Below are 25,600 nucleotides of genomic sequence, written 5' to 3'. Positions count from 1 at the left end.
AAAAGACGGATAACCGGCCATGGAAAACGTCGCCAGCAACTCATGGACCGCGACGGATTGTAGCAACCGGGATCGGCCCCCACACAAGCGACTAAAACGACTCGGTCAGGGGGATTTTTTGTGATAGGGTTCGCGCCCGCAAAAATCCGCCCAAGGCAATTTCAGGCGGTAAAAAACAGTGACAAACGGTTCCATGCACTAGGACTGCGGCCTGCGCGAGTTTTACCCAGTCCATACACAATTTACGCACAACCTTATCCACAGGCAGCACGTTGCAATCAGCCCCCAAAACGCATTATCTTGTAGCCCGCCGGCCAAAAACACCTATATCTAGGGTTTTACGCAAAAAACCAAACACACTTCAGACAAGAAACTCAAGCCCTTTTCTTGCCCCGTTTGGTGGAACCAATCGCTGTTTCAGAAGACCAAGACCGCGCGTGCGGATGGCATCGTTTTCCACCCTGTCCAGGAGAAAGCGGTACGGGTGTTGCAGCAACAAGACTGTCACCCACCAGGAAGTAAGGTGCCGAGCCCAGGCTCGACACCATGACTTCGGCATGGAAGCGGCGCCAATAGCCCCCTTCCTGAACTGTCCCGAAGTCGTTATGCCCGGCCTCTGCCGGCTGTAGTGCTTCAGGACGGAACGGTGGGCACCTCATTGGTGCCCAAACAAACATAGAGAACGTGGAGACACCCATGCAAACCGACACAACTCGCGAGAACCCGCAGGCCAATGCGCCGCAGGCCGCCGATTCCAACCTGGATCTGTCTGCTACCGCCCCTGGCCAATTGCGCGTGATCAAGCGAAACGGCACTGTCGTTGCTTACACCGATGACAAGATCACCGTCGCTATCACCAAAGCGTTCCTCGCAGTTGAAGGCGGCACTGCCGCTGCCTCGTCGCGAATCCACGACACCGTGGCGCGCCTGACCGAACAGGTCACCGCGACCTTCAAGCGTCGCATGCCTTCGGGCGGCACCATCCACATCGAAGAGATCCAGGACCAGGTCGAACTGGCCCTGATGCGCGCCGGCGAGCAGAAAGTTGCCCGTGACTACGTGATCTACCGTGACTCCCGCGCCAAGGAACGTGCCACTCGCTCCAGCGGCGAAGAGACGGTACAAGCCCACCCTTCGATCCGCATCACCCGCGCCGATGGCAGCTTCGCTCCCCTCGACATGGGCCGCCTGAACACCATCGTCAGCGAAGCCTGCGAAGGCCTGGAAGAAGTCGATGGCGACCTGATCCAGCGCGAAACCCTGAAGAACCTCTACGACGGCGTGGCCCTGAAAGACGTCAACACCGCCCTGGTGATGACCGCCCGCACCCTGGTCGAGCGCGAGCCGAACTACTCGTTCGTCACCGCCCGCCTGCTGATGGACACCCTGCGCGCCGAAGGCCTGGGTTTCCTCGAGGTCGCCGAGAGCGCCACCCATCACGAAATGGCCGACCTGTACGCCAAGGCACTGCCGGCCTACGTCGCCAAGGGTATCGAGTTCGAATTGCTGAACCCGGTGCTGGCTGAGTTCGACCTGGAGAAACTCGGCAAGGCGATCAACCACGAGCGCGACCAGCAGTTCACCTACCTGGGCCTGCAAACCCTGTACGACCGTTACTTCATCCACAAGGATGGCGTGCGTTTCGAACTGCCGCAGATCTTCTTCATGCGCGTGGCCATGGGCCTGGCAATCGAAGAGAAGCAACGCGAAGACCGTGCCATCGAGTTCTACAACCTGCTGTCGTCCTTCGACTACATGGCCTCGACCCCGACCCTGTTCAACGCCGGTACCCTGCGTCCACAGCTGTCGAGCTGCTACCTGACCACCGTCCCGGACGATCTGTCGGGCATCTACGGCGCCATCCACGACAACGCCATGCTGTCGAAATTCGCCGGCGGCCTGGGCAACGACTGGACTCCGGTACGTGCGCTGGGTTCCTACATCAAGGGCACCAACGGCAAGTCCCAGGGCGTCGTCCCCTTCCTGAAAGTGGTCAACGACACCGCAGTAGCAGTCAACCAGGGCGGCAAGCGCAAGGGCGCTGTCTGTGCCTACCTGGAAACCTGGCACATGGACATCGAAGAGTTCATCGAGCTGCGCAAGAACACCGGTGATGATCGTCGTCGTACCCACGACATGAACACCGCCAACTGGATCCCGGACCTGTTCATGAAGCGTGTCTTCGATGACGGCAAGTGGACCCTGTTCTCGCCATCCGAAGTACCGGACCTGCATGACCTGACCGGCAAGGCCTTCGAAGAGCGCTACGAGTACTACGAAGCCCTGACCGAGTACCCAGGCAAGATCAAGCTGTTCAAGACCATCCAGGCCAAAGACCTGTGGCGCAAGATGCTCTCCATGCTGTTTGAAACCGGCCACCCATGGCTGACTTTCAAAGACCCGTGCAACCTGCGCAGCCCGCAGCAGCACGTGGGCGTGGTCCACAGCTCGAACCTGTGCACCGAGATCACCTTGAACACCAACAAGGACGAGATCGCCGTCTGCAACCTGGGCTCGATCAACCTGCCGAACCACATCGTCAACGGCAAGCTGGACACCGCCAAGCTGGAACGCACCGTGAACACCGCCGTGCGCATGCTCGATAACGTGATCGACATCAACTACTACTCGGTGCCGCAAGCGAAGAACTCCAACTTCAAGCACCGTCCAGTGGGCCTGGGCATCATGGGCTTCCAGGACGCTTTGTACCTGCAGCACATCGCCTACGGTTCCGATGCTGCGGTCGAGTTCGCCGACAAGTCCATGGAAGCGGTCAGCTACTACGCAATCCAGGCTTCCTGCGACCTGGCCGACGAGCGCGGCGCCTATGAGACGTTCCAGGGCTCGCTGTGGTCCAAAGGCATCCTGCCACTGGACTCGCAACAGATCCTGATCGAGGCTCGCGGCCAGAAGTACATCGATGTGGACCTCAACGAAACCCTGGACTGGGCACCGGTTCGTGCCCGCGTGCAGAAAGGCATTCGTAACTCCAACATCATGGCCATCGCACCGACCGCGACCATCGCCAACATCACCGGCGTGTCGCAGTCGATCGAACCGACCTACCAGAACCTCTACGTGAAATCGAACCTGTCGGGCGAATTCACCGTGATCAACCCGTACCTGGTTCGCGACCTCAAGGCTCGCGGTCTGTGGGACTCGGTGATGATCAACGACCTGAAGTACTACGACGGTTCGGTGCAACAGATCGAGCGCATCCCGCAAGAACTCAAAGAGCTCTACGCGACCGCCTTCGAAGTGGAAACCAAGTGGATCGTCGACGCTGCCAGCCGTCGCCAGAAGTGGATCGACCAGGCTCAGTCGCTGAACCTGTACATCGCCGGCGCCTCGGGCAAGAAGCTGGACGTGACCTACCGCATGGCCTGGTACCGTGGCCTGAAAACCACTTACTACCTCCGCGCCCTGGCCGCCACCAGCACCGAGAAGTCGACCATCAACACCGGCAAGCTGAACGCTGTCTCCAGCGGCGGCAACCACGGTGACGACTCGGTCCTGGCAGCGCCTGCCGGCCCTGCTCCAGTGCCGAAGGCTTGCGCCATCGACGAGCCGGATTGCGAAGCTTGCCAATAAGCTGAGCTGACAGGCGCCCATGGCGCCTGTGCCAACCCCCGGTAGGCCTGCGGCTTATCGGGGGTTTTCTTTTGCCCGCAACAAAGCTGTAGAAGCCGGCTTAGCGATGAACAAGCCTCCCCATCCAAGCGTTGCGCAAGCCTCAAGGACGCCTTCACTGGCAAGCCAGCCCCGACAACAAGCCAGCCACCTGCGATACAAGCTTGCACGCATGCAAAGCCCCCCCCACCAGCGCACGCCTACGAACCCACCACCAATAAAGAAACTGGGTGGCAGCAAACAGGCATGAAAAAGCCCCTCATCGAGGGGCTTTTTGTGTAGCGCTCAAGCGAACCGGTATCAGGTCATCTGGATGATGGTCTGCATGATGGTGCTCTGAGTGGAGATGGTCTTGGCATTCGCCTGATAGTTGCTCTGCGCCTTGATCAGGTTCACCAGCTCGTTGGTCAGGTTGACGTTGGACTCTTCCAGGGAGTTGGATTGGATCGCTCCCAGGGTGCCGGTCTTCGGTGCGTCATAACCTGGAATACCGGACGAGTAGGTCTCTTTCCACTGAGTGCCGCCTACCGGCTGCAGACCTTGCTCGTTGGTGAAGCTGGCCAGGGAAATCTGACCGATCGCCTTGGTCTGCTCGTTGCTGAAGTTGGCCAGCATCACACCGGTGCCATCGATGGTCAGGCTGCTGATCTGGCCAGTGGAATAGCCGTTCTGCGCGATGATCGAGCGGGTGCTTTCGCCGAACACCGAACCGGTTTTGGTCATGTCGATGCTGACACCGTTCGCCGCAGGCTTGGCACCGTTAGGGGCGAATACGCCATTGGTGACGGTACCCGGAGTCCAGGCGGTAGCCGACATGACAATTTTGTTGCCGGCTATGGTGTACGGCGTAGTCCCTGGCGCAGCTGGCGGGGTAATGGTGCTGAGCTTGCCCGACGAGTCGAACTTCATGGTGATCGGCGACTGGTTGGCCATGGTGAATGCAGTACCGTCCGGGTTGCGACCATCAATCAGCGTGTAGGTTTGCCACTCATTGGGGTTCGGCGTCTTGATCATGTACTGATCCATGACGTGCTTGTTGCCCTGAGAGTCATACACCGGGGTACTGAACGACTTGGTGTAGGTGGTGTTGTCGGTCGGATTGAACACATAGACCGGAGCGGTCGAGGCCACATTGATCGGAGTCGAATCGGAGTTCAGGTTGATCGTCGAGGAGATCGAGTCGGTTGGCTTGGGCGCCAGGTTCGAGGTATCGATCCGCAGGTCGGTCAGTACACCGTTGATGATCTTGCCGTTGGCGTCTACGGCATAACCTTGCAGGCGCGCAGTGCCATCACTGTTGGTGATGAAGCCTTCCTTGTCGGTCTTGAAGGTACCGGCACGGGTGTAGGTCAGCGAGCCATTGGTGCTGAGCACGAAGAAGCCCTGCCCCTGAATGCCCATGTCCAGCACGTTGCCGGTGTTGTTGATATCACCGTTAGTGAACTGCTGAGAAACGTTGGACAGGCGTACGCCGTTACCAATCACTTGAGTACCGCTGCCCAGCTTGGTGGCCGAGTAAACGTCGGAGAATTCAGCGCGGGAAGACTTGAAACCAGTGGTCGCGACGTTGGCGATGTTGTTACCGGTGACGTCCAGCTGTTTGTTGGCAGCGTAGAGACCGCTAAGGCCGATATTGAAAGACATATTCCACTCCTTGTGCCGGTTAGTCGGCTCTAGATACCAATGGTTTGTACTTTGGACAGGGCAATCGGGCTGCTCATCCCTGCCAGGTTCAGCATCAACTCTCCGCCGGTCTGGCTGATGGTGACGCTGTTGACCGTCGCCGGCAGGTAGGTGATCAGGTCAGTGCCCTTGCCATCAATGGTGGTGCTGGCCTTGAAGGTGTAGTTACCCGGGGCCGCCTTGGTGCCATCGGTCATGGTGCCATCCCAGACAAAACTGGCGTTGCCGGCCTTCTGGCTGCCCATGTCGATGGTCTTGACGGTGTTGCCATCCTTGTCGGTGATGGTCACCTTGACCGAGCTGACGCTGGACGGAACGGTCACCGAACCGGTCATGCTCTTGCTGGTGTCAACCTGTGTGGTGCCGGACTGGACGATCACCGAGCGACCGACCAGGGACGAAGCCTGCAGAGCCTGAGACGACTTGTAATTGCCAGTGATGGAGTTCACCGAGGTATTCAGGGTCGTGATCCCTTCCAGGGTGGAGAACTGCGCCAACTGGGCAACGAACGCACTGTTGTCCTGTGGATCCAGCGGGTTCTGGTTGTTCAGCTGGGTCACCAGCAACTTGAGGAACGCGTCCTTGCCCAGGGCCTGCTTGCCGGTGGCGCTGTTCGTCGCTGCCGCCAGGCCATCGGCGCTGGTGGTGTTCGCGGTCTTCTTCGACGAGTTGGCCAGTACATCCTTGAGGGACGGACCGCTGGTGGTATCAGTAACGCTCATTGGCTTCGCCCCTTATCACTGACCCAGGGTCAGGACCTTCTGCATCATGGTTTTGGCGGTATTCATCATTTCAGCGTTGGTCTGGAACGAGCGACTGGCGGAAATCATGTCGGCCATTTCTTCCACCACGTTGACATTGGGGTAGAAGACGTAGCCCTTGGCATCTGCAGCCGGATGATTCGGTTCGTAGCGAGCTTCCAGATTGCTCTGGTCTTCCACCACGCCCAGCACCTGAACGCCTTGGCCTGCAGCATCCTGGTTCTGGAACAGCGAATCGCTGCCACCGCTCTGGGCGCCCTGGAACATGGTGGCAAACACCGGATGACGAGCGCGGTAAGTCTGGTCGATGCTCGACGACACGCTCTCGGCGTTGGCGATGTTACTGGCGACGGTGTTCAGACGAGTGGTCTGAGCGCTCATGCCACTACCGGCAATATTGAAAACACTGGCAAGGGACATGGATTACTCTCCGCGCAGGGCTGCAACCAGCCCTTTGAATTTGCTGTTGAGCAGCGTGAAGCTGGCTTGGAAGTCCACCGAGTTCTGTGCGTAGCTCGATTGCTCCAACTGGGCATCCACGGTGTTCTGGTCGATCGAGGGTTGCATCGGCGTGCGATACAGCAGCGATTCGGCGCCACTGCTCAGGCCCTGGGCTTCGATATGCCGGGTGTTGGTCATGTTCAACGCGAAGGTGCCGCTCTTGACCTTTTCGTTCTGCTCGGCGAGCACAGCGGAGAAATCCAGATCCCGAGCCTTGTAGTTCGGGGTGTCGGCGTTGGCGATGTTGTTGGCCAGCACTTCGGCACGCTTGGCGCGAAAGCCAAGCGCTTGTTCGTGAATACCGAGCGCTTTATCGAAGCTGATGCTCATGTCGGAAACCTTTGGGTGACCTGATTTTTCGTAACCTTGACTTAGCAAGCTACGTGCCAAGTCAAAGCCCCCCGTAAATCAAGGGTTCTACGGCAGCGGCAAGGCGGCAATGCCAGAAAAGCGGCAATGGATTTCCGCGAAACGCCGGCAAAGCGGCAATCGACCTGCCGCTTTTAGCCCGGCCACCCGATAAAATGGCACCCACAAAAAAGGAGGCCCTGAGGCCTCCTTTTCTATTGCTGCAACCGCCCATCATTTCGCCTGGTAGATGATTCCAGGGCTGCATTGCACCATCTGATAATGATCCGGCAGACCATTGAGCGCTTCGGAAGCGCCCAGGAACAGGTAACCACCAGGCTTCAGCGTGCTGTGAATGCGCATCAGGATGTCCTTCTTGACCTCAGCCGAGAAGTAGATCAGTACATTGCGACAGAACACGATGTCGAACTTGCCAAGGCTGGCGTAACTGTCCAGCAGGTTGAACGAGCGAAACTCCACCCGGCTCTTGATCGGCGCCTTGACCACCCAGCGCCCCGGCCCTTTAGGGTCGAAGTAGCGCTGCAGGCGCTCGGCCGACAAACCACGGCCGATGGCCAAGCTGTCGTATTCGCCGGTCTTGCAGTTATTGAGCATGGTCCCGGACAGATCGGTAGCAACAATCTGCACCCCCATCTTCAACTGGCCCATGTTGCTGCGCTCGAACTCATCGATGGACATCGACAAGGAATAGGGCTCCTGCCCCGACGAGCATGCCGCCGACCAGATCCGCAAGCGCTGATTGGGGCTGGCCTTGATGGCTTCGGGAAGCACCTTGTTCTTCAATACTTCGAAGGGATAGGTGTCACGAAACCACAAGGTTTCGTTGGTCGTCATCGCATCCACCACCATCTCGCGCAATCCGCTGCGCGGCTGGGTCTGAATCCGCTGAACCAGCTCACCCAAGGTTTTGATGCCTTGCTGTTCCATCAGTTTGTTGAGACGGCTCGAGACAAGATATTGCTTGTTTTCCCCGAGCAAAATACCACAGGCTTTTTCCAGGAAGACCCGGAACTGTTCAAAATCCAAATTACCCGTAGACAATGCTGCCGCCTCTTAAATCTTATGTTCGCCGGGGGCTGATGCCCTCAGCTGTGGTCTGCTGCTTTGATCCGGTCTACTACCCGGGATGCCAGGTCGTCAGGACGGAACTTGGCAAGGAAGTCATCGGCACCGACCTTCTTCACCATCGCCTGATTGAACACCCCTGACAACGAAGTATGCAGGATGATATGCAGCTTTTGCATGCGTGGATCGCTACGTATCTCGGCCGTGAGGGTGTAACCGTCCATTTCGGGCATCTCGATGTCGGAAATCATCATGAGGAATTCCTCTTCCGGCTTCTTGCCCTCATCCACCAGCTTGCGCAGGTAGTCCAGCGCCTGCCGGCCATCGTTCAGCGCCACCACCTCGACACCCACAGTCTGCAGGCAGCGAGTCACCTGCTTGCGCGCCACTGACGAGTCGTCAACGGTCAACACCCGCAAGGAAACCGCCTTGTGCTGAGTCTCGACGTCAACCACGCCCACCGAAATAGACTCGGAGGTGGGGGCGACTTCCGCCAGAACCTTTTCAACGTCGATGATCTCGACCAACTGGTTGTCCACCCGAGTCACCGCCGTCAGGTAGTGATCGCGCCCCGTGCCCTTGGGCGGCGGATGGATCTCTTCCCAGTTCATATTGACGATACGCTCCACCGAGCGCACCAAAAACCCCTGAGTCTTGGTGTTGTACTCAGTGATAATGACGAACGGATTGCTCTGATCCTGCAACCCCCCCGAACCTGTGGCCATTGCCAGATCCAGGATCGGAATGGTCGCCCCTCGAATATTCGCGACACCGCACACCACAGGGTTGGATTTGGGCATCAGGGTCAACTTGGGGCATTGCAGCACCTCGCGAACCTTGAATACGTTGATCCCATAGAGTTGCTCACCGTCCAGACGGAACAGCAACAACTCCAGACGATTCTGCCCAACCAATTGCGTGCGCTGGTTTACCGAATCCATTACACCAGCCATGCCCAGACTCCCCAAAGCTTTAAGATCCGACGCACGCTCATCACTAAACGGCACGGCGCTTGCTTTTTAACTGTTATGAACGCCAAAACGACATTTTTCCGACGCCTGACATCCCCCTACCGCGCATTGCTTTGCGGGATGTCGGCGCTATGTATCCTAAACCCTGGCGGCCCTGCCGTTGCTGATTCGGTCACCCTGCCTGATCTACTTATCGGCGTCACTCAAGGGTTTCTTGAATTCACGGTAGAAGACTATCTGGCTACCAGTCAAACGGAAGGACGCTACGAAATCCAAGTCAACCAGCTGGATCCGCGCATGCGCATGCCTGCTTGCGACAAGGAATTGACAGCGAGCCTGGAAAGTCCGGCACAGCCACTGGGGCGGGTAACGGTCAAGGTCCGCTGCGAGGGAGGCTCACCCTGGACGGTGTTCGTGCCAGCCCAGGTCAAACTGTTTCGCGAAGTGGTCACCACTTCGCGCCCACTCAAGCGCGCCGGGATCATCGAGCCAGGAGACGTGGTATTGCGCGAGAGAGATATCAGCCTAAACAATCAGGGCTACCTGACTTCCGTGGACCAGGCCATTGGTCAGAAACTTGTCCGACCAATGGTCGCCGACCAGCTTATTACTCTGGGTCACCTGGAACAGGCTGAAGTAGTACGCAAGGGCGATCAGGTAGTGATTTCGGCACGTAGCGGCACCTTGAACGTGCGCATGCCGGGGGAAGCACTGTCCAACGGCGGCATGAGCGAGCAGATCAGGGTCAAGAACCTGAACTCGCAACGCGTGATCAAGGCTCGCGTCACCGCGCCGGGGCAGGTGGAAGTGGCCATGTAGATAACTGGCGCTCGACTCGCTCGTTCCCTAAACTGTGGCCGATAAAGGGTCGCAGATACCTGCGCTGGCTCGTCGACAATCGAGCCTAAAGTTTTTCAGGGTATGGCCGAAAACATGGCAAGCGTCCAAATACCCAGAGGTTTTCTTCATCATGGTCATCGACTTCAGCCGTTTAAACAGCTCCCCCTCACTGACAGGCAGTACGCGTACCAGCGCCAGCAAGGAAACCGGTGATGCCGGCAAATCCGCTCCGCTGACGACTGCAGCCGAGACCAGCAAAAGCGGGGAATCGGTACACCTCAGCAATGAGGCTCAACAGTTGCAGAAAATCACCGACAAGCTGCGCGATCAGCCTGCTGTCGACAAGGCCCGCGTGGCCGAGTTGAAGCAAGCCATTGCCGATGGCAGCTATAAGGTCGACAGCAACCGTGTAGCCAGCAAACTGCTCAACTTCGAAGCCCAGCGCTAGCCACAGGCTTGCGCCAGGCTTTTGGACGCTTAATCCCCAAGGCCAGCCATGCACGACATCAATCTACTGCAACTGATCAATGACGACCTTGCTCCAGCTCAACAACTGCTGGAGCTGCTCAGAGCCGAATCCATTGCCCTGCACGGCCGCGACATGCCGCTGCTGGAGGATATCCTGGCGCAGAAGCAGGCCCTGGTCATATTGCTGGAACAGCATGGCCGTAAGCGCACAGAGATCCTTGCCAGCCTGAACCTGCCGAGCAATCGTGCAGGCCTCGAACAACTGGCCAGTCACTCCAGCCTGGGCGATCAACTGCTCGAGCAGGGCAACCTGCTGACCCAGTTGCTCGCCGACTGCCAGGCCACCAACGAACTCAACGGCCGCTCGATCCAGATTCAACAGGCCACCACCGCCAACCAGTTGAAAATCCTCAACGGCGGCGAACCCCCAGCTCTTTATGACGCCCGCGGCTCTACCTCTATGCTTGCGAAGCCCCGCCCACTCAGTCAGGCTTAAGCCCCAAAAATGAGCGCGTGCTATCAAGCCGTGAAACATACTGGCAAAATGCCAGACCCTGCGTGTAGTTGTATTTTGTCTGGAGATTGATGAACCGTGTTCAACGCCTCAAACGCGGAAGATGCTCCGCAGCCACCTAAGGTGTTCACCACTGCGTTGGAAATTTCCTCCAACCTGCGGCTGCTGCAAGAGAGCCACGACCCGCTGATCATCACTTTCCATGAGCGCAGCCAGCGCTTCCAGAGCTATCTGGTGGAAGTGGACCGCGATAGCAACATGATTGCCCTCGATGAAATGATCCCCCGCGACGGTGAGCGATTCATGCTGGCGGGCGAGCCATTTCGTGTTGAAGGCTTTCATGAAGGCGTGCGCATCGCCTGGGAAAGCAACGGCCTGCCGACCCTCGACGAGTCCAATGGCGGTCGCTGCTACCGGGCCACCCTGCCGGACGAAGTGGTTTACCACCAGCGCCGCAACGCCTTCCGCGCCGCACTCAAGCTGGCGCAACTGGTCGACATCGAACTCAGCGGCGAAAAACTCAAGTCCCCTCTGACCGGCAAGCTGCTGGATATTTCCGCTACCGGCTGCAAGTTGCGCTTCGACGGCGATATCTCTTCGCGCCTGCAACTGGGCCAGGTGTACGAGCGCTTTATTGCCGCCCTGCCCTTCGGCAGCATGACCGCCCCGGTCGAACTGCGTTACCTGCATCACGAGGAACGTATCGACACCACCTTTGCCGGCGTGCGTTTCCACAACATGAGCGGCCTGGTGCAGCGTCAGGTAGAGCGCTTCGTCTATCAGTTGCAGCGTGAAGCGCGGCGCTTCGACAAAGACGATCTCTGAGCCCCACGCACCAATGAAAACGGGCAGTGCCTTACGGCAACTGCCCGTTTCTCGTTTCTAGGGCCGAGCCCCGCTTAAATGATCCCGAGCGCATTCATCGGGCGACGCCTCATCCGACGCTTGCGGCGTCTCAGGCTCCGCTGCAGGCGCGGCGTCCGGCGCGGGCGCGGTCTGCATCTGATCCTGCACCACCTGCTCATCCACTCGTGGATCGAGGGCCGCCACCAGAGGTGAGCTGGACATGCTGTCCGGCATGGCGACGTGATGCAGCGGCGCATCATCCACCTGATGCAGATTGGTCACCGCCTTCGGCCGAATCCTCCAGACCAGGACCAGAGCAAAGAAACTGAAGAAGGCATACAGCATCTGACTGCCGAACAACTTCATCAGCACCCCAGCCGCCAACGGACCGATGCTCGCCCCCACGCCATAGGTCACCAGCAGCATCGCCGTCAGCGACACCCGACGATCACTTTCCACGTGGTCATTGGAGAAAGCCACCGCCAACGGATAGAGACAGAACTGCACCAGGGAACAAAGGAACCCGAGGACAAACAGCATCTCCAGAGGGACCGACGGCAGGATCGCCAGAGGCAGGGCCACCACCGCCAGGAACAGCGCGAAACAGCGAATCAGCAACGCCCGATCATAGCGATCGGACAACCAGCCCAATGGCCACTGCACCACCAGACCGGCAAAAATGCAGCTCCCCATGAACAGACCGACCTGCTCGGTACTCAAGCCCTGCTGCGACGCATAGAGCGGCGCAAGGCCATAGAAGGAACCCACGATCAACCCCGACCCCAGCACGGTACTCAGGGACTGGGGAACTCGCTTGATAAAGAAGCGCGGCTCCATCGGCGCCGGATGCAGAGGCGCCGGGTGAATACGCCGGGTCATGGCCACCGGCACCAGGCACAGGGCAAAGCACAGGGCCACCAGCATCAACAGTTCCAACCCCAGGGCCGGGTGCATGACCAGAATCAACTGACCCAGAACCAGGCCCAGGTAAGAGGCAATCATGTAGCCGCTGAACACCAGCCCGCGCTGATTGGCGTCGGCCTGCTCGTTGAGCCAGCTTTCGATGACCATGTATTGGCACATCATCCCCAGGCCGACGATCATCCGCAGCACCAGCCAGGCCGGCAGCCAGTCCACCAATCCGTGCCCGAGCACCGCCGCCCCGACGATCCCGGCACAGGTAGCGTAGGCGCGGATATGCCCGACCCGGGCAATCAACCGGTGCCCCAGCTTGCCCCCCAATACCAGGCCGAAATAGTTGGCCGCCATCAAGGCCCCCACCCACAGGCCATCGACATGGTCGGCGGCCAGGCGAAGAGCCAGATAAGTGCTGAGCAGACCCGAGCCGATCAACATCATCAGCGAGGCGAAATAAAGCGCTCGAAAGGATTTCCAGATTTGGCGCATCGGCGTTCCGAGCGGCTCCTTGAATGAGGTGTCGGACCCTTGGCAAACAAGGGCCCGACCAGCGACGGTTCGGTTATGCCTGGGCCGCTAGCACACGCCGCTCCCAGGGAGTGATTTCATCAAAGAAGCTGGTCAACTCCATGGTCTTCGAAGCGATGTAGCCTTCGATGAACTCAGTGCCGAACAGTTCCCTTGCCAACTGACTACGCTTCAGACGCTCCAGCGCCGCATGCAAGGTACAAGGCAGCGACAGATTGTCCGGAACCTCGAACTCGCCCTGGATCGCCGCCGTGGGTTCCAGCTCATTCTCGATCCCGTGCAAGCCCGCTGCCAGGCTCGCGGCAATCGCCAGGTACGGATTGGCGTCCGCGCCCGGCAGGCGATTCTCTACCCGTCGCGCCACCGGCGAACTGGCCGGAATACGCAGCCCCGCAGCCCGATTGTCATGGGACCAGCAGGCATTGTTCGGCGAAGCGTAAGGATGGCACAAGCGCTGATAGGAGTTCACGTTGGGCGCGAACAATGCGGTGAAGTCCGCCAGCCCGGCCTGCAGCCCGCCGATGAAATGGCGGAACATCGCTGTCGGCTGCCCGGCATCGTCACTGAAGACATTTCGCCCACTGCCGATCTCCACCAGGCTCTGGTGAATATGCATCGAACTGCCCGGTGTATGCGCCAGAGGTTTGGCCATGCAAACCACGATCAGTCCGTGCTTGAGGGCCACTTCCTTGAGCAGGTGCTTGAACAGGAAGGTCTGGTCTGCCAGCAACAGCGGATCGCCGTGCAGCAGATTGATCTCGAACTGGCTGACACCCATTTCATGCATGAAGGTATCGCGAGGCAGACCCAGGACCGCCATGCACTCGTAGACTTCCTTGAAGAACGGCCGCAGGCCGTTGTTGGAGCTGACACTGAATGCCGAGTAGCCCTCCTCCCGTCGACCGTCCAGGCCTACCGGTGGCCGAAAAGCCTGTGCCGGATCGTCATTGGCGGCGAACACGAAAAACTCCAGTTCCGTAGCCACCACCGGCGCCAGCCCCAGGGCCGCATAGCGTGCGATCACCTGCTTGAGTTGGCCGCGGGTGGAGAGTCGCGAACTTTCGCCACTGAGCTCATCCGCGTCACAAATGGCCAGCGCCCGCGGCGTCTGGCTCCAGGGCAGACGATGAATCTGCCGAGGGTCGGCATTGAGCGCCAGGTCGCCGTCGTCGCTGCCGTAAAACCGTGCCGGCGGATACCCGCCCATGATGCATTGCAGCAGCACCCCGCGAGCCATCTGCAAACGCCGCCCTTCGAGGAAGCCCTCGGCTGTCATCACCTTGCCCCGCGGCACGCCATTGAGATCCGCAGTGACGCATTCAATCTCATCAATGCCCGTCAATCGCTCGGCGAGTGAACTGTGGCCATCGGTTGTCATGACTCAATCCTTGTTGTTATACGAGCCGCGAACGGCGACCCGTACAAAATACGCATCACCCGTTCAGGATTTCAAGCAGGCAAGAATAAAATCCCGGGAAGGCGCGAACTCCCGGTGAGCAACCCACACGTCACGGCCAGCACCGACTTTGAAAAAGAAGAAGGGAACAGCCCCTGCCAGGGCCCGGCCAGCCTGATAACACCTGGCTGCAGCCGAGCACGCCGATCAGACACTCAAGGCAAGTACAGCTTGAACAGCCCGCCACCTAATGGGCCGCCGTTGCTGATGCAGGTGTGTCCGCATACGCCATTGCGCTGATGCAACTCGGCAATGCGCCCGGCGAAATACAGCCCCAGCCCGGTGCTGCCGCTGCTCTGATTGATGCCCTGCACATAATCGGCCTGACGCTCGATCATCGCTGGCGGGTAGCCGTCGCCGTCATCGTTGATGGACAGCACCACCTGCCCCTCTTCATCACTGACCGTGATCAACAGCGCATGGCGGGCATAACGCAGCGCATTGTTGATGCAATTGGCCAACACCGAAGCAATCAGCTCTCGATCGAAGAAGCCCAGGGGACTCAAGGGATCGACCTCATAGGTGGCAGAGATTCCACGACTCTTGAACACATCCTGATGGCTCACCAGTTGCGCTTCGATGAAATCATCCAACTCGTGGTAAGCCGGTTGCAGCGGCAACTGGTTGACCCCCAGCTTGTACAGCCCCAAGAGCTGCACCAGCATGCCGTTGAGGTGAGCGAAGTGGTAATCGATCACCCCCTGTTCCGGCGCCAGTTGCGTCTCGGGCTGACGGGCCTGCCACTGGGCATGGGCCTGCATCAGCATGGCCAGGGAATTTTTCATGTCATGGACGGTGGAGGCAATCACCGTGGAAAAATCGAGCGCCTGTTGCTCTTCGTTCATTCGCCAAACGCCTTGCTTCGCAGCTTCTGGTAGCGCGCATAACGCGCATCGGTATCGGGCATCATGCCCACCATTTTCAGGCACGCCTGGCATTCTTCCAGGAGCGCCGCGTCTGTCTTGGGGTCTGTGCCGTGCAACAGCGACTGCGCCATGTTCAGGGCAATACTGATGTTCTTCGGCTGCATGGCCAAAGCCTTGCGGAACAGCTCCCGAGCCTCGCTCAGATTGCCCGCCTTGTAGCTGCGCACCCCCTGGCGGTTGATGTCGGCCGCCGCATTGGACGAACTGAGAATAGTCGGATCATCGGTGAGCTTGGCGATGTTCTGCATGACCTTCGGATCGTCGCCGTAGATTTCCGCACAGTTTTTCAACATCGACGCACCGGCACTGGCCTGCCCCAACATCTGCAGTTGCTTGGCCACCAGCAATGCCGCTTCGGGACTCATGAACTGCTCCATGCCGTCCAGGCGCATCAACGCCTGCTCGGTGAGCTTCTCTGCGGTTTCCGCATCATTGAGCAGCAGGCTGGTGGCCTTCATCAAGCGCGCACGAATCTGCAGTCCGGGGTCGGTGGGGTTTTCCTTGGCCACGGCACTCAGGGTCTGGTTGATCTCCAGGCGGGTGCGGGTGTCCAGGCCCTTTTCACTGCCCTTGCTGATCAAGGCATGGGCCAGGCCAAGATTGCTTTCCGGGTCCTTGAAGCGCGACTGCGCGCCCTGAGATACAGCCTGCCGATAAGCCCTGGAAGCGCTGTCGAAGTCTTCGTTGGCCATGGCCAGCTTGCCCAGCAGCGCCTGACGACGCACCGCCAGCGGTGACAGGCGCACTGCCTCTTCCAGCACATGCTGGGCACGCTTGGTGTCGCCTTCAGCCACCAGCACATCCGCCAGTCCGTCGTAAAGCCCGGGCATCATCGGGAAAGCCTTGAGGGCCTTTTCATAGACGGCCTTGGCTTCGCCGACCTGCCCGCGCTTGAACAGCAGGCGCCCCAGGCCGACGTAGGCCCAGGGCAAAGGCCGGTCCGCGAGAATACTGTTATACAGGCGCTCCAAAGGCTCGTTCTGATGCATGTCGCGCAGGGCATCCGCCCGATAGCGCAGGCACAACGGCGCGTAACGCGGGTCCTGCTTGCACAGGGCGATGCAGGCGTTGAGCACTTCCACCGGCTTGCCCCGATCAAGGGCTTGAAGAATCGGCTTGAGCAGGGTCTTGCGCTGCTGCAGCCGCTCCAGGCGCTGGGCCAGACCGGAACGATTGAAGGGCTTGGTCAGATAGGCATCGGGCTCGTGCTCCAGGGCACTGAGTACCATGGCCTGACTGCTCTCGGCAGTGACCATGAGGAACACGCTCTCATGACTGATGAGCTTTTCCAGCATCAGGTCTTCCAGCACCTGCTGGCCGTTTTTCTTGCCGTCGCCCAGATGATAGTCCTGGAGGATGAAGTCATAGCGCTTCTGCGCGCACATGCGCAGGGCCTGTTCGCCAGTGTCGGCGGTGTCCACGTCCTTGACGCCCAGCTCACGCAACATCGAACGCACCGAACTGCGGAAGTCCGAGAAATCATCGACGATCAAAAAGCTCTTTTGGTGGTACGCCAGCATCGAAGATTCCAGGCAAGTAAGAAGATCAATCCAGGGACAGCAGGACCCGCCCGGCTTCGCAGCCTGTTTTTGGCGCGCAGATAATAGCTGCTGGCCACGGGCTATCAAGCACTTTCAAGTCGACCTGTGATGCAGATCGCCACTTGGGAACACAATTGTCCACTGAAGTTATCGGCCGGATTCGCCATTCCCTTATAGAGGCCAGACAGCATTTGCCGCCTGATGAAAAAAGTCCTGGCCCTTCGCTGAAAAACACTTAGGCGGCGTGCTCAAACCTTGGATTCTGAAACATCACCTGATAGCGTGCAGCGCCTCAAAGCCTCGATCGTTTTTGCTCCGCAATGCTGGTCCTGCATGCAGGATCGGCCAGCCGGCAAAGGTTCCATCAGTCGCAAGTCCCACAGGCTTGCAATCCGGGTGTCGAAGGATCGGCATGACGCCCGACGGCGGTATCATCGACGAGCAAATGCCGGTCTGCCAGGCAGTGCATCAAGGGATGCGCAGGTCATTATCAAATGGAGTTAACGATGGCGCATGACAGCAGTGCGATAACCGGGATTGAACTGGAACAGTTCATGGACCGCCTTGAGGCGCAACAGCAGGACCAGGAAACCGATACCCTGCTGGCCCAGTTGCAAGCACAGCCGCTGCGGGCCGACTCCCTGGCCTCGATCGACCGCCTGCACACGCTATGGATGCAGGCCGGTGATTCAGCCGCGGCTCGCGCCGTTATCGCAGAGGATGGCAATGCCCTGCTGCAAGCCGTGCATGAGCCTGCCCGCGCTGAGTTGACGATGAACCTGGCCATCCTGCGTTTGCGCATCGCCAGTTATCTGGACGACGACGCAACCTTGCTTGAGGTGCTCGAACAGCTCAACCAGATGGCCGCGCAAACCCTGGACTTCAATGTCGAGCACTATCGTCGCTACCGAATCTTCGACGAGCTGGAACAGGGTCGCCTCGAAGTTGCGCTGAAAACCATCGAAGTGCGCTACGCCCTGACCTTGAGCAATCCTGCCCGTGCGGCGCTGCGTGCCTGGGACGCCGCCGACCAGTATCAACGCCGCGCCCGCGTCCTGGCCTTCCACGACCGCGACGAAGAAGCCCGGAGCGCCGCGCTGGAAGCCGTCAACGCCTTACGCACGGCCGGCCCCGACCAGGACATCGATGAAGGCGACTGGCTGTGGCTGGGCAATTCCCTGATCGAGATCATCCCGTTACGCCTGGCGCTGTTCGAACAACCCATCGCCCAGCTGACTGCTGGCCGCTCGCTGCCCCAGCGCCGCGAATGGGAAGTGCGCACCGCACGCCTGGCCGCCCGCGCCCTGCACGCCCAGGGTGATCTGAGCGGAGCGTTGAAGGTCTGCAATGCCGCAGCCCTGAGCCTGGATTCTGACGGCGGCAACAATTTCATCGAGTACGAACTGCCTTGGCTGATGGAAGCCGGGCGTATCGACGAAGCGGGGTTTCGAGCCTTCATCGACGTTTATGACAGGCAAACCGAGCTCTGGCCGGCCACCGCCCGCCTGGTTCTCGACCGCCTGCAAGATCCCCAAGAGCACAGTGCCTGGTGGCCGATCTGCGTGATGCGCGCCTGTATTACCGAAGAAGCACTGCAGAGTTTTCTCGAAGCGCTGCCGAACATCGAAACCACCGAGCCCGATACCACCCCACTCCTGGCCGCCCTGTACCAGGCCATGGAAGATCTGGACACACGCGACTCCCTGTTTGCCCAAGCCCGCGCCGAAGCTCTGCGGCGTGCCCCCGAGCAGCCCTGGATCACCCGCCTGACCGCGGTGCATGACGCAGAGCGCGGCCTGATCGACGCGGCCACCGAAGCCAGCCTGCTGCAGAACGCCATCCAGGCAGGTCGCATGCAGGACAATCGCAGTGCGTTCTCGCTGTTTGCCGCTCGGGTCAACAGTCTGGGAGTGATCGAAGCACTGAAAGCACCGAGGCCGGTGCTGTCCTGCGGCAAATACGCCTACAACTACGCACTGAGCATCGAAGATCTGGCAGAGACCGAAGCCGACAAGTTGCCCAGAGACGCCCGAGACCAAGCCTATTCGTTGCTGCGCGAAGCGCAGAAAGACGCCTACGAGCAGGGCCAGGCCCACATGGAGCGCTACTTCGCCAGCGGCAGCGGACATCCCTACGATGCCTGCGCGCACCTGTACTCCATGCTCTGCAACAACCTGGCGATCAACTATCGCTACTACAACCAGATCCGCTACGAAGACGCCATCGAGTTGCACGCGCGCGGCATCGCCGCCAGCCCGTTCGCCGAGCACTACAACGGCCTGCTCAGTGCTCGTATCTGCCTGGAAGATCTGCCTGGCATCATTGATGCCGCAGAACAGCTTTGGCATTACTCGGCGGAGTTCGGCTATAGCCGCCACGACCCGAATGAGTACGTCGCCTCGGTGGCGTACGCCTTGTACAAGCTCGATCGCGACAATGAAATCCTCATCTGGCTTGAACGCTTGCTCAAGTGGCAGGAAGAGCAAGGCGTCAGCGATCAGCAATTGGACAGCTCCGCGCTGTTCGCCCGGATTCAGGTCGCGCGCTACCTGGCCCATGCCCATCCCGACAACGCCGACAGCCTCTGGCAACGTTACGAGCCAGCAGTGCTGTCCTTGAACGAAGTCTCGGTCATGTCCAGCTCGGTGGACTTCCTCAAGGCCCGCGGCCGCACCGCCGAAGCCATTGACTACTGCGCACGAACCCTGGCCCTGTGCGCCCCGGACGATGACTACGACATCAGGTGCCGCGCCCGGATCGAAGAAATCCTGAGCGAGTTGCAAGCCCCGACTCAACCGACCGCCAAGAAAAACTGGTGGCAGATATGGAAGTAAGCGCCGACAAGCGCAGCCCCAGCTACGCCCCGCGCAACCTGCTGAATGCCGATGAACTCAAACGCGGCATCACTCAGCGCAGCCAGGGGCGCGGAGACGAAGACGCGGTACAGGGTTGGTTGCTGAATCACTTCTATCGGCACCTGGTGGGCAACTTCGAACCCGCACGGCGCATCCAGACCCTGGAGGACGCCTGTGCAGCGCTGGGTACCGATACGCCGCCAGCCTGGGTGAGCGGGTACTTCGACTGCGCCGCCAAGGCGCAGCCCGCAGATATCGCCAACGTCGTGGCGCCCCTGGTCTGGGTCGAGCCTCAAGAGCCAGCGCTGTTGCAGCAGGAAGCGCAACTGGTGGAGTTCCTGACCTCGCGCAAAGGCACGGCACTGGAGGGCAAGCTGGAACGCATCACTTGCCCGCAGGCCCTGGCGCTATGGGAAAAAGAGCACGCGCAGATGGCCGCCCGGGTCGATCAGGGCTGGCGCCAGAGCTCTCCCGACGCCCTCAATGTGACGGTCTCCTGCGCCGAACACACCTGGGTCGAACTGCGTCCGGAAAGCCCGTTGCTACGGGCTGAAATGGCCTTCGAAAGCTATGTGATGCGTCACTGTCTGGGGCAATTCGCCAACCGCCGGGCCTTGACCGGCGGCTACGGTGAACGCTATGCCGAAGCCGTAGAGCAACAGGGCATGCGCGTGTTCAGTCTGCGTGATGCCCAGGGCCAGCCCCACATCACCGTCAGCCTGATCATCCAGGACGACGGCGCACTGACCGTAGAGCAAGTCAAAGGCAAGCAGAACCGCCCGCCCATCGAGCGCTACTTCCAAGACCTGCTGCGCCTCCTCAACAGCCTGGGCACCGACCTGCAGACGCCAGCCGACTGCATTGCCATCGGCATCGTCCGCACCGATGCCGGCTGGTTGCGTATCGAGGAAGTCAGCGATGCGCAAGCCCAGACCCGCCTGGTGGCTCGCTACCCGCAACTGTTCTACCGACTGGACGCACCGTCGGCCATGGTCGAATGGCTGGTGGCGGCCCGTCAGTCCGACTTGCTGCTAGAGGTTGCCCCCCAGGCGCCATCGGTCAAGTACGCCACCCGCCATATCTTCAAGAAAAGCCCCCGGCCACAATGCCACCCCGACGACCCGCTGTATCGGACCGAAGGCGTGCCCTGGACGGACATGTCTGCGCCCCTGGCCGAGGAAATCGTGGCCTGGCAAGCCAGGAACCGGTGAAACGCACATGATGACGATAATTGCCGTAGCCTTCGGCGCCTGGCTGGTATGGCGCTACTTTCGCCGCCAGTCGCCCACCTCTCTGGTGGTGTTCACGCCGCGCAAACGCTGGGCACTGAGCCTGGCCCAACCCATGGTGGATGCCACCGGAATGACCGGCTTCTTCGATCCCGAGACCACTCATTTCATGGATCAGGCGAAAGCCTCCCTGAGGGCCCCGCTGCTGCACCAGATCGGCTTTCGCAGCAACGCCACGGACGACGAAGTCCGCGAGCACTTGGACAGCACCCTGGAACGCCAGTGGTTCCGAGTTGACCTGCACAGCCTGAACGCCAGCGACGACCCGCGAGCAGCAATGGCCTTCGCCTGCGTACGCAGCGCCTTCTTTGTCCGTTGCGCAATGTTGATGGGCTGGATAGACACCGAGAGCGGATGGCGGATCATGCTCCTCAATGCCCAACGCGCTCAGGATTGCTTCAGCGACTGGGAGGACTTCGGCAGAGCCTTCATGCTCGGGCGCAGCCAATGGATCGCAGCGTTCAGGGCCGACTCTCTGGGTGAGGTGTTCAATGAAACAAGCCTGAGCCGACTGCTGATGCCCGGTAGCGGCATCTGGGCTGGGGTTGCCTGGCAGGGGCTGCCGGCGTTGTTGCCTGTAGCGGATTGAGACCGCGAAGGGGGATGGTGTCCCAGGGCAGGTTCGAACTGCCAACCTTCCCCTTAGGAGGGGGATGCTCTATCCAATTGAGCTACTGAGACAAAACGGCAAGCGCCTGATATTTCATGGCGCGTGGGACGGCGTGCATGTTAACGGCCAAGGCCGCATTTGTCATGTTATCCATAGGGCTTTTTGCACGAGCCGCCAGGAGCGCTCCGCTCGCTCATGGCCTCGTCGTGCACATTGCATCACTGCAAAAAGCCATCATTGCAAAATGCAATTCAACAATCCCTAGAATTCATCTCAAGTTATTGTTTTTAAAGAGTTTATCTGCAGTTAAACTCTTGGCACGCAGGCTGCTTTATCAGTGGGTAAAACACTGCGGAGATGACGCCCATGAACAGTGCCCTGTTTCTCTTGAATGCGATCGCCATTGCCGTACTGATGGCCTTTCACTTTCAACCTGTAGACAACGCTGACCCTACCGGACTGTCTACCGCTCGTTACAACCAGCACCCGGTACCGCAGCTGGCAGTCATGAACACCCAGGTCGAGCCTCGCAGAGTGGCTCGGGTCAACCAGGAAAAGACCCCGCAGCAACTTGCCGCCACGCCAACCGAACGCTGGATTTTTTAAGACCAAGACTTCAGGAGTCTCCAATGTCCACCGCAGCCAAAAGCCTGCTTATTCTGACGTTAATCAGCGCTATCGCCGCCTTGCTGCTGCCTGAAGCCCCCTTGGGCAAAGCTGCTCTGATCATCTGCGGCTCAATGTTCAGCCTATTCCTTTTGGCGCTGTTGGCCGGACGCAAGATCAAGTTCGACCCGATATTGCGCTGATCCCGTGCTCGCTCAGTATGGCCAGCAGATGTTCCAGGGTTGTCGTCAACTCACAGGAATTGTCTAGGCGCACAACCTGCTCGTCATCCAGCCAGGCAGAAGAGGCAAACTGTTCGTTGCGCTGTAGGCGACGCTCTATCTCCGGCAGGTTTTCCCTGCCTCTACGCAGCAGGCGACGGCGCAATACCTCGGTATCAACCATCAGAACTATCGGAAGTAAATCAGGATAACGTTCCCGTGCCTGTGGCAAATGGCCTCTAGAGCCGTTGATCAACACGTTCCGCCCCTGCGCCAACCAAGTATCGATTTGCACGGGAATGCCATAACCCAGACCATTAGCTCGCCAAAACAAGGCAAAATCGCCCAGGGCCACCCGCCGCTCGAACTCCTCGACAGTGACCTCTTGCGCCTCCTCACCCACCGACTCGGCCGAGCGCGTGATCACCCTTCTTACAACCTCACATCCCAAGACACTTAAAGACTGCCTGGCCGCATCAATCAGGCTATCCTTGCCGGCCCCTGAAGGCCCCATCAAATAAATCAGTCTACCCGGCATGGGCTGCCGCTCCGGACAGCACAACTAGTAAATCGGCCATTTGCCACTATCCTCTAACAGGTAGGGATTACGCTTTCATCCGCATAGCATGCACCTTCACAAGTGCACTGACACTCCCGTCGGATGGGAGAATGCGGCCAACAACGCGGGCCCGGTGATCTTTTCAAACCAGTCCGCATTTCTGATAATTGGTGCTGGCATAACGCCTTTATCCAGTTCAATATTTGTCACAGAATTGACGCCAAGGATCTGGCAATTTTGAGGCATGATGCGGGCCTCTTAACAATTCAGGTTGAACATTTGGCAATCAGGCTTGTCCTAAAAGACAGCTCGCGGCCAATTCCGAGAACCGCTCCCCTGAACTAACCGGTTAAATATATGCGCCCATTGAAACAGGCAATTTATTCCAGCCGTACGGCTGACAAGTTCGTCGTACGTCTACCCGACGGGATGCGTGAACGCATTGCCGAGGTGGCTCGCAATCATCACCGCAGCATGAACTCCGAAATCATCGCGCGCCTGGAGCAGAGTCTTATTCAGGAAGGTGCCTTGGGTGAAGAGTTGAGCATGCGTCTGGACAGCCCTGAGCTGTCCTTGCATGAACGCGAACTGCTTCAACGCTTCCGCCAACTTTCACATCGCCAGCAGAACGCTTTGGTTTCGCTGATCGCCCATGACGCCGAAATGGCCGCAGACGCCAACTGATTTCACCCTGAAAGCTCAAGCCAGCCTAGTTGCTGGCTTTTTTTTGCCTGCGATAAAAGCAACGAAGCGCCATAAAGGCGCTTCGCGAATAAACCGATGTGCAAGGCTGGCTCAGAGCAGGAAGATCGTCGCCAAACCAAGGAAGATGAAGAAGCCGCCGCTGTCGGTCATGGCAGTAATCATTACGCTGGCGCCCATTGCCGGGTCACGCCCCAAGCGCGCCAGTGTCATGGGGATCAGGACCCCCATCAGGGCTGCCAACAGCAGGTTCAAGGTCATCGCGGCGGTCATCACCACTCCCAACGACCAACTCCCGTAAAGCATGTAAGCAACAACACCGATCACTCCCCCCCAGACCAGACCATTGATCAGGGCTACAGCCAGCTCCTTGCGCATCAAGCGTGAAGTATTGCCGGTACTCACCTGGTCCAGGGCCATGGCCCGGACAATCATAGTGATGGTCTGATTACCCGAATTGCCGCCGATACCGGCAACAATCGGCATCAAGGCCGCCAGTGCTACCAACTTTTCGATAGAACCTTCGAACAGACCAATCACTCGGGATGCGACAAACGCCGTGATCAGATTGATTGCCAGCCAGGCCCAACGGTTGCGCAAAGACTTCCAGACCGAGGCGAAGATATCCTCCTCTTCCCGCAGACCGGCCATATTGAGGACTTCGGTCTCGCTTTCCTCACGAATCAGGTCGACCATTTCGTCAATGGTCAAACGACCAATCAGCTTGTCGTTCTTGTCGACCACCGGAGCCGAGATCAAGTCATAACGCTCAAATGCCTGAGCCGCATCGTAGGCATCTTCATCCGGATGAAAGCTCACCGGGTCGCTGGCCATGACTTCCGCGACCTGCTTGTCCGGATCATTGACCAGTAGGCGCTTGATCGGCAGCACCCCCTTGAGCACGCCGTCGTAATCCACCACAAACAGCTTGTCGGTATGGCCCGGCAGTTCCTTGAGACGACGCAGGTAGCGCAAAACCACTTCAAGACTGACGTCCTCTCGAATCGTCACCATCTCGAAGTCCATCAGCGCACCGACCTGCTCCTCGTCATAGGACAACGCGGAGCGAACGCGTTCACGCTGCTGGCCGTCAAGGGCCTCCATCAACTCATGGACTACGTCTCGCGGCAGCTCGGGAGCCAAGTCAGCAAGTTCGTCGGCGTCCATCTCCTTGGCTGCAGCCAGGAGCTCGTGATCGTCCATGTCGGCGATCAGGGTTTCACGCACGGAGTCGGATACTTCGAGAAGAATGTCGCCGTCACGCTCAGCCTTGACCAACTGCCAGACAGTCAGGCGCTCTTCCAGAGGCAGGGCTTCAAGGATATAGGCAACGTCGGCAGAGTGCAGATCATCAAGCTTGCGCTGCAATTCGACGAGATTTTGCCGATGGACCAGGTTCTCGACCCGATCGTGATGGTGACCTTCCTGACGGTGTGTCAGGTCTTCAACCACCCGCTGGCGCTGCAGCAGCTCAACGACTTGAGCGAGGCGGTCTTGCAGGCTTTCCTGCGTTTTCTTTACTTCTACTTCGGTCATAGGCGAACTCCACTCCCAGCAGAGGAGCACGCCGGAAGGATCAATCAGTCAGTTCATGATTGTGAAAACGGGATACTGAGTAACTACTGGGTAAGTCCATGGAGGTATTCCACAAGCCCCGGCGGGGCTGACGGGCGCAATGATACACCGCTTGGCAGTTTTAAATGTTAAAAAATCGCGGCAAGAACAAGCGCTTGCGGCATAA

General features: G+C 59.1%; 23 protein-coding genes and 1 tRNA gene. 11 read left to right on the top strand and 13 right to left on the bottom strand.

What is annotated here, in order from left to right; all coding sequences use genetic code 11:
• Window positions 1-696: 696 nt before the first annotated feature.
• Window positions 697-3,591, top strand: coding sequence for a ribonucleoside-diphosphate reductase subunit alpha (locus Q8O96_RS08715; protein WP_102860712.1), 2,895 nt, complete (start codon window positions 697-699; stop codon window positions 3,589-3,591).
• 339 nt (window positions 3,592-3,930) lie between these two features.
• On the opposite strand, the gene flgE is transcribed toward Q8O96_RS08715, so the two are convergent.
• The 6 genes from flgE to Q8O96_RS08685 all read right to left on the bottom strand — a co-directional run bounded on the left by flgE (window position 3,931) and on the right by Q8O96_RS08685 (window position 8,962).
• A complete protein-coding gene (gene flgE / locus Q8O96_RS08710) occupies window positions 3,931-5,274 on the bottom strand; it encodes a flagellar hook protein FlgE (protein ID WP_207166389.1) in 1,344 nt (447 codons plus the stop codon).
• Between the two features lie 29 nt (window positions 5,275-5,303).
• The gene (gene flgD, locus Q8O96_RS08705; protein WP_102860710.1) at window positions 5,304-6,035 is read right to left on the bottom strand and encodes a flagellar hook assembly protein FlgD; all 732 of its coding nucleotides are present in this window, start codon (window positions 6,033-6,035) and stop codon (window positions 5,304-5,306) included.
• Window positions 6,036-6,050: 15 nt separating this feature from the next.
• On the bottom strand, window positions 6,051-6,494 hold the full coding sequence (flgC, locus tag Q8O96_RS08700; protein ID WP_102860709.1) for a flagellar basal body rod protein FlgC: 444 nt from the start codon (window positions 6,492-6,494) through the stop codon (window positions 6,051-6,053).
• Between the two features lie 3 nt (window positions 6,495-6,497).
• Window positions 6,498-6,905, bottom strand: coding sequence for a flagellar basal body rod protein FlgB (flgB, locus tag Q8O96_RS08695; RefSeq protein WP_102860708.1), 408 nt, complete (start codon window positions 6,903-6,905; stop codon window positions 6,498-6,500).
• A 252-nt stretch (window positions 6,906-7,157) separates the two neighbouring features.
• Window positions 7,158-7,985, bottom strand: a complete 828-nt coding sequence (gene cheR / locus Q8O96_RS08690) for a protein-glutamate O-methyltransferase CheR (RefSeq protein WP_011062744.1) — start codon at window positions 7,983-7,985, stop codon at window positions 7,158-7,160.
• A 44-nt stretch (window positions 7,986-8,029) separates the two neighbouring features.
• Window positions 8,030-8,962: a chemotaxis protein CheV gene (locus Q8O96_RS08685; protein WP_102860707.1), complete on the bottom strand. Its 933-nt coding sequence runs from the start codon at window positions 8,960-8,962 to the stop codon at window positions 8,030-8,032.
• A 75-nt stretch (window positions 8,963-9,037) separates the two neighbouring features.
• Between Q8O96_RS08685 and flgA the strand changes: the two genes are divergently transcribed.
• The 4 genes from flgA to Q8O96_RS08665 all read left to right on the top strand — a co-directional run bounded on the left by flgA (window position 9,038) and on the right by Q8O96_RS08665 (window position 11,627).
• Window positions 9,038-9,799, top strand: coding sequence for a flagellar basal body P-ring formation chaperone FlgA (gene flgA / locus Q8O96_RS08680; RefSeq protein WP_102860706.1), 762 nt, complete (start codon window positions 9,038-9,040; stop codon window positions 9,797-9,799).
• A 151-nt stretch (window positions 9,800-9,950) separates the two neighbouring features.
• The gene (gene flgM / locus Q8O96_RS08675) at window positions 9,951-10,268 is read left to right on the top strand and encodes a flagellar biosynthesis anti-sigma factor FlgM (RefSeq protein ID WP_102860705.1); all 318 of its coding nucleotides are present in this window, start codon (window positions 9,951-9,953) and stop codon (window positions 10,266-10,268) included.
• Between the two features lie 48 nt (window positions 10,269-10,316).
• On the top strand, window positions 10,317-10,784 hold the full coding sequence (locus tag Q8O96_RS08670; RefSeq protein WP_102860704.1) for a flagella synthesis protein FlgN: 468 nt from the start codon (window positions 10,317-10,319) through the stop codon (window positions 10,782-10,784).
• 96 nt (window positions 10,785-10,880) lie between these two features.
• Window positions 10,881-11,627: a flagellar brake protein gene (locus tag Q8O96_RS08665; protein WP_102860703.1), complete on the top strand. Its 747-nt coding sequence runs from the start codon at window positions 10,881-10,883 to the stop codon at window positions 11,625-11,627.
• A gap of 57 nt (window positions 11,628-11,684) precedes the next feature.
• On the opposite strand, the gene Q8O96_RS08660 is transcribed toward Q8O96_RS08665, so the two are convergent.
• From Q8O96_RS08660 to Q8O96_RS08645, 4 genes are all read right to left on the bottom strand, one after another.
• Window positions 11,685-13,055 carry an MFS transporter gene (locus tag Q8O96_RS08660; RefSeq protein WP_102860702.1) on the bottom strand — a complete coding sequence of 457 codons (1,371 nt, stop codon included), beginning with the start codon at window positions 13,053-13,055 and terminating at the stop codon, window positions 11,685-11,687.
• Window positions 13,056-13,128: 73 nt separating this feature from the next.
• Window positions 13,129-14,370, bottom strand: a complete 1,242-nt coding sequence (locus Q8O96_RS08655; RefSeq protein ID WP_305948750.1) for a glutamine synthetase family protein — start codon at window positions 14,368-14,370, stop codon at window positions 13,129-13,131.
• Window positions 14,371-14,705: 335 nt separating this feature from the next.
• Window positions 14,706-15,395, bottom strand: coding sequence for a sensor histidine kinase KdpD (locus Q8O96_RS08650; protein ID WP_305948677.1), 690 nt, complete (start codon window positions 15,393-15,395; stop codon window positions 14,706-14,708).
• Window positions 15,392-16,996, bottom strand: coding sequence for a tetratricopeptide repeat-containing response regulator (locus tag Q8O96_RS08645; protein WP_102860699.1), 1,605 nt, complete (start codon window positions 16,994-16,996; stop codon window positions 15,392-15,394). The genes Q8O96_RS08650 and Q8O96_RS08645 overlap by 4 nt, the downstream gene beginning before the upstream one ends.
• Window positions 16,997-17,523: 527 nt before the next feature.
• Between Q8O96_RS08645 and Q8O96_RS08640 the strand changes: the two genes are divergently transcribed.
• Genes Q8O96_RS08640 through Q8O96_RS08630 form a run of 3 tightly spaced genes read left to right on the top strand, consistent with a single transcriptional unit; the run spans window position 17,524 to window position 21,750 of the window.
• Window positions 17,524-19,851, top strand: coding sequence for a hypothetical protein (locus Q8O96_RS08640; protein ID WP_305948676.1), 2,328 nt, complete (start codon window positions 17,524-17,526; stop codon window positions 19,849-19,851).
• On the top strand, window positions 19,842-21,083 hold the full coding sequence (locus Q8O96_RS08635; RefSeq protein ID WP_305948675.1) for a hypothetical protein: 1,242 nt from the start codon (window positions 19,842-19,844) through the stop codon (window positions 21,081-21,083). The genes Q8O96_RS08640 and Q8O96_RS08635 overlap by 10 nt, the downstream gene beginning before the upstream one ends.
• A gap of 7 nt (window positions 21,084-21,090) precedes the next feature.
• Window positions 21,091-21,750, top strand: coding sequence for a DUF1266 domain-containing protein (locus tag Q8O96_RS08630; protein WP_115580703.1), 660 nt, complete (start codon window positions 21,091-21,093; stop codon window positions 21,748-21,750).
• 15 nt (window positions 21,751-21,765) lie between these two features.
• Here Q8O96_RS08630 and Q8O96_RS08625 read toward each other — a convergent pair.
• Window positions 21,766-21,842 (bottom strand) — tRNA-Arg (locus Q8O96_RS08625).
• A 295-nt stretch (window positions 21,843-22,137) separates the two neighbouring features.
• On the opposite strand from Q8O96_RS08625, the gene Q8O96_RS08620 reads away from it, so the two are divergent.
• Window positions 22,138-22,377 carry a hypothetical protein gene (locus tag Q8O96_RS08620; protein WP_305948674.1) on the top strand — a complete coding sequence of 80 codons (240 nt, stop codon included), beginning with the start codon at window positions 22,138-22,140 and terminating at the stop codon, window positions 22,375-22,377.
• Between the two features lie 23 nt (window positions 22,378-22,400).
• Window positions 22,401-22,580, top strand: coding sequence for a PA3371 family protein (locus tag Q8O96_RS08615; protein WP_102860694.1), 180 nt, complete (start codon window positions 22,401-22,403; stop codon window positions 22,578-22,580).
• Here the strand turns inward: Q8O96_RS08615 and phnN are convergent.
• Window positions 22,555-23,136 (bottom strand): phosphonate metabolism protein/1,5-bisphosphokinase (PRPP-forming) PhnN, encoded by a 582-nt coding sequence (gene phnN, locus Q8O96_RS08610; RefSeq protein WP_305948673.1) that lies wholly within the window; start codon window positions 23,134-23,136, stop codon window positions 22,555-22,557. The genes Q8O96_RS08615 and phnN overlap by 26 nt on opposite strands.
• A gap of 378 nt (window positions 23,137-23,514) precedes the next feature.
• On the opposite strand from phnN, the gene Q8O96_RS08605 reads away from it, so the two are divergent.
• On the top strand, window positions 23,515-23,841 hold the full coding sequence (locus tag Q8O96_RS08605; RefSeq protein WP_016968184.1) for an Arc family DNA-binding protein: 327 nt from the start codon (window positions 23,515-23,517) through the stop codon (window positions 23,839-23,841).
• A 111-nt stretch (window positions 23,842-23,952) separates the two neighbouring features.
• Here Q8O96_RS08605 and mgtE read toward each other — a convergent pair whose 3' ends face one another.
• Window positions 23,953-25,395 (bottom strand): magnesium transporter, encoded by a 1,443-nt coding sequence (gene mgtE, locus Q8O96_RS08600; protein ID WP_102860692.1) that lies wholly within the window; start codon window positions 25,393-25,395, stop codon window positions 23,953-23,955.
• Window positions 25,396-25,600: the final 205 nt, after the last annotated feature.

The organism is Pseudomonas sp. LPH60 (assembly GCF_030718165.1).
Taxonomy (GTDB): domain Bacteria; phylum Pseudomonadota; class Gammaproteobacteria; order Pseudomonadales; family Pseudomonadaceae; genus Aquipseudomonas; species Aquipseudomonas danubii.
This window is presented reverse-complemented; position numbering and strand designations above follow the sequence as displayed.